The sequence below is a fragment of the Streptomyces corchorusii genome, from assembly GCF_001514055.1.
Lineage (GTDB): Bacteria > Actinomycetota > Actinomycetes > Streptomycetales > Streptomycetaceae > Streptomyces > Streptomyces olivaceoviridis.
The window spans coordinates 112,020-115,913 of the sequence record NZ_KQ948355.1 but is presented as its reverse complement, the minus strand read 5'-3'; the positions used below and the strand labels follow the sequence as shown (position 1 = coordinate 115,913).

Sequence of the window (3,894 nt, the reverse complement as noted above, 5' to 3'; positions counted from 1 at the left end):
TTTCACGCCCAATCCCCTCAGCCCGCCCCGCTCCGACCCGCGTACGTATCACACCGGTGACCTGGTCAAGTGGCGTCCGGACGGGACGCTGGAGTTCATCGGCCGGATCGACAACCAGGTCAAGCTGCGCGGCTACCGCATAGAACTCGGCGAGATCGAGAACGCCCTGGCAACCCACCCTCACGTCCACGCCACCGCCGTGACCGTGCGCGAGGACACACCCGGCAGCAAACAACTCGTCGCCTACATCGTCCCCACCCCGGGCCACGCACCCGCCACACACCAGCTCCGCGCACACCTCCAGCAGCAGCTGCCCGACTACATGGTCCCGGCCGTCTACGTCACCCTCGACCAGCTCCCGCTCACCCCCAACGGGAAGGTCGACACCAAGGCCCTCCCCGCACCCGACCACCACCGACCCGACCTCGACACCACCTACACCCCACCCCGGACGGACATCGAGCGCACCCTCGCCGCCATCTGGTCCGAGATCCTCGGTATCGACACCGTCGGCATCCACGACAACTTCTTCGAACTGGGCGGGGATTCGATCATCAGCATCCAGATGATCGCCCGCGCCAAGAAGTTCGGTGTGCACCTCACTCCGCGGCTGATCTTCAAGCACCAGACGATCGCCGAGATCGCGGTCCAGGCCGGTACGGCCACGCCGGTCGACGCGGAGCAGGGCCGCGTGGTGGGCGAGGTTCCGCTGACACCGATCCAGCACTGGTTCTTCGAGAAGGACCTGCCGGCGTTCGACCACTTCAACCAGGCCGAACTCCTGGTCACCGACGGACTCGACCCCGATGTGCTGCGTCTCGCGCTGGCCGATCTGATCGAGCACCACGACGCGCTGCGCCTGCGCTGCGCGGACGAGGCCGACGGCTGGCGGCAGTACCTGGACGACACCGTGGACACCGGCATCCTCGACGTGCACGACCTGTCCGGTGTCGCGGACGAGGCCCTGGCGCCGGTGTCGCTGGACGTCGCGGAGGAGACGCAGCAGAGCCTCGACCTGGCCAAGGGCCCGCTGCTGAGGGCCGCCCTGCTGGAGTTGGGGGCCACGCGCGGGCAGCGGCTCCTCATCGTCGTACACCACCTGGCGGTCGACGGCGTGTCCTGGCGGATCCTGCTGGAGGACCTGGGCAGTTGCTACGAGCGGCGGGCCGCCGGGCTGGCACCCCTGCTGCCGGCGAAGACGACGTCGTTCCGGTCGTGGGCCCAGCGACTGCACGACTTCGCCCGATCCGCGCAGGCGCGGGCCGAGTTCGCCTACTGGTCCGAGCCCAAGCCGGCCGGTCGGGTGCCGCGTGACCGGGACGGCCGCAACGACCTGGGATCCGCCGCCGGCGTCGTGGCGAGGCTCAGCCCCGAGGAGACCCGTGCCCTGCTGCGGGACGTTCCGAGGGTCTTCAGCACCCAGATCAACGACGCGTTGCTCACCGCGCTGGCGCACGCCCTGCGCGACTGGACCGGGGACGACGAGACCCTGATCGGCCTGGAGGGACACGGTCGTGAGGATCTGTTCCCCGACGTGGACCTGTCACGGACCGTGGGATGGTTCACGTCCGTCTTCCCCGTCGCCCTGCGACTGGAACCAGGAGCCACCGATGCGGTGGCCTCGCTCGACTCCGTCCGCGAACAGTTGGCGCGGATCCCCAACAAGGGCGTCGGCTACGGCATCCTGCGCCATCTCGGCGCCCCGGACGTGGCTTCCGTACTGCGTCGGCAGCCCACTCCGGAAGTGAACTTCAACTACCTGGGGCAGTTCACCAGGGACCTGCCGGGCATCGGACGGTACGCCGGTCCCGAAGAGCCCAAGGGCCACTCGATCAGCCCAGACGGCATGCGCTGGAACGTGCTGGACGTGACCGCCGCCGTCGAGGGCGACACGTTCGGCCTGTACATCAACTACTCGACCGCGCTGCACGACCGGCGCACCGTCGAGCACCTGGCCGACGGTGTCCTCGGCCACCTGCGCGAGCTGATCGCCGGCAGCGCCGACGGAGCCGCCGACGCCCGCAGGGAGTCCCCTGGTGTTCCCCTCACCGATGTCGGCGACGCCGACATGGCCGCGATCCTGAAGAGGTTCTCGATATGAGCGCGCACAACGTGGAAGACGTCTACGGCCTCTCGCCCCTCCAGTTCGGCATGCTGTACCACTCGTTGGAGGACACCTCCGACACGCGCCCCTACATGGTGCAGATGACGGAGGAGGTCGAAGGACCCTTCGACGAGACGCTGTTCGGCGCCGCCTGGCAGCAACTCGTCGACCGGCACTCGATCCTCCGCAGCGCGTTCGTGTGGGAGGGGGTGTCGGAGCCGGTGCAGGTGGTGCAGCGCCGGGCTCCCCTCCCCTTCGAGGTGCGGGACCTGCGCGGCCTGTCCGGCCATGAGGAGCGGCTGAACGCCTTCCTGGCGGAGGACTGGGCCCGAGGGTTCGACCTGTCACGGGCCCCGCTGGTCCGGGTCACCGTGCTGCGCATGACGGAGGAACGCCGCATCGTCGTCTGGTCCTTCCACCACATCCTCCTCGACGGCTGGAGCGTGCAGATCCTCCAGAAGGAGCTGTTCGCCATCTACCGCTCGCTGCTCGACGGCACTCCCGCCGAGCTGCCGCCGACGGTCCCGTACCGCCGGTACATCGAGTGGCTCAACTCCCGGCGGGACGACGACTCCGGGGCGTTCTGGTCCGACTACCTGGCGGGCGTCACCGAGCCCACCGCCCTGCACGTCGATCGGGACACCGGTGACACGGGAGTCGGCGAGTTCGAGGTGTGCGCCTCCGCGGGGCTGTTCGCGCGGGCCCGGGACTACGCCAAGTCCCAGCGCATCACGATGAACACGCTGGTGCAGGGCCTGTGGTCGATCCTGCTCTCACGGTACAGCCGCCAGGACGAGGTGCTGTTCGGCTCGACCATCTCGGGCCGCTCGATCGACCTGCCCGGTGTCGAGTCGATGATGGGCCTGTTCATCAACACGCTGCCGGTGCGCGGCCGGCTCACGGGCGACCTGGTCGTCTCCGAGTGGCTGCGGGATCTCCAGGACGAACAACTGGAGATGCGGCAGTGGGAGTACTGCCACTTGGTCGACGTGCAGAAGCACAGCAGGATCCCGCGCGGCGAGCCGCTGTTCCGGTCCATTCTCGTCTTCGAGAACTACCCGGTGGTGCAGAAGCCGTCGGACTTCCCCGAGGGACTGACCCGCCGCCTGGTGAACTGTGTGGAGCGCACCGGGTACCCGCTGACCCTCGTCGTCTCGGCGGGCCGGGCCCTGGAGTTCCGCTTCGTCTACGACCGGAGCAGGTTCGACGCGGAGACGGTCGAACGCATGGCAGGCCACCTGGAAAGCCTGCTGGCCTCCGTGGTGGACTCGCCCGGGTCACGCATCGGGGAACTCAACATGCTGACGGAGGGGGAGCGGCGGGAGATCCTGGTCGACTGGAACGGTGTCACCGGCCCCTATCCGGACACGGCCACCATCCACCGGCTGATCGAGGACCGGGTCGCCAGGGATCCGGATGCGGTCGCCGTCACCTACGGCGACCAGGAGTGGACGTACGCTGACATCAACGCGCGTGCGAACCGGCTGGCTCATCATCTGCGTGGCTCGGGTATCACTGCGGACACCCTGGTGGCCGTCTGCCTGGATCGCTCGCCGGATCTGATCGCCAGCCTCCTGGGAATTCTGAAGGCGGGTGCGGCGTTCGTCCCCCTGGACCCGGACTATCCGGCCGACCGCATCACGTACATGGTCGACGATGCGGGTGCACGCCTGGTCATCACCAGCACGGCTCTGGCTCATCGCCTGCCCGACACGATCGACTGCCTGCTGGTCGACACGCAGTGGCCGACGGGCCCCGAGACGGATCCCGAGCCGCTGGCCTCGCCCGAT

The 3,894-nt window shown here is 68.6% G+C and carries 2 protein-coding genes; both read left to right on the top strand.

The window, feature by feature from the left end; all coding sequences use genetic code 11:
• Nucleotides 1-2,101, top strand: a 2,101-nt coding sequence (locus AQJ11_RS13415; protein ID WP_159061658.1) for a condensation domain-containing protein, incomplete at its 5' end; no start/stop codon positions are given.
• Nucleotides 2,098-3,894 (top strand): condensation domain-containing protein (locus tag AQJ11_RS13410; protein WP_159061657.1); only part of this gene is annotated, 1,797 nt, incomplete at its 3' end. The genes AQJ11_RS13415 and AQJ11_RS13410, both read left to right, overlap by 4 nt.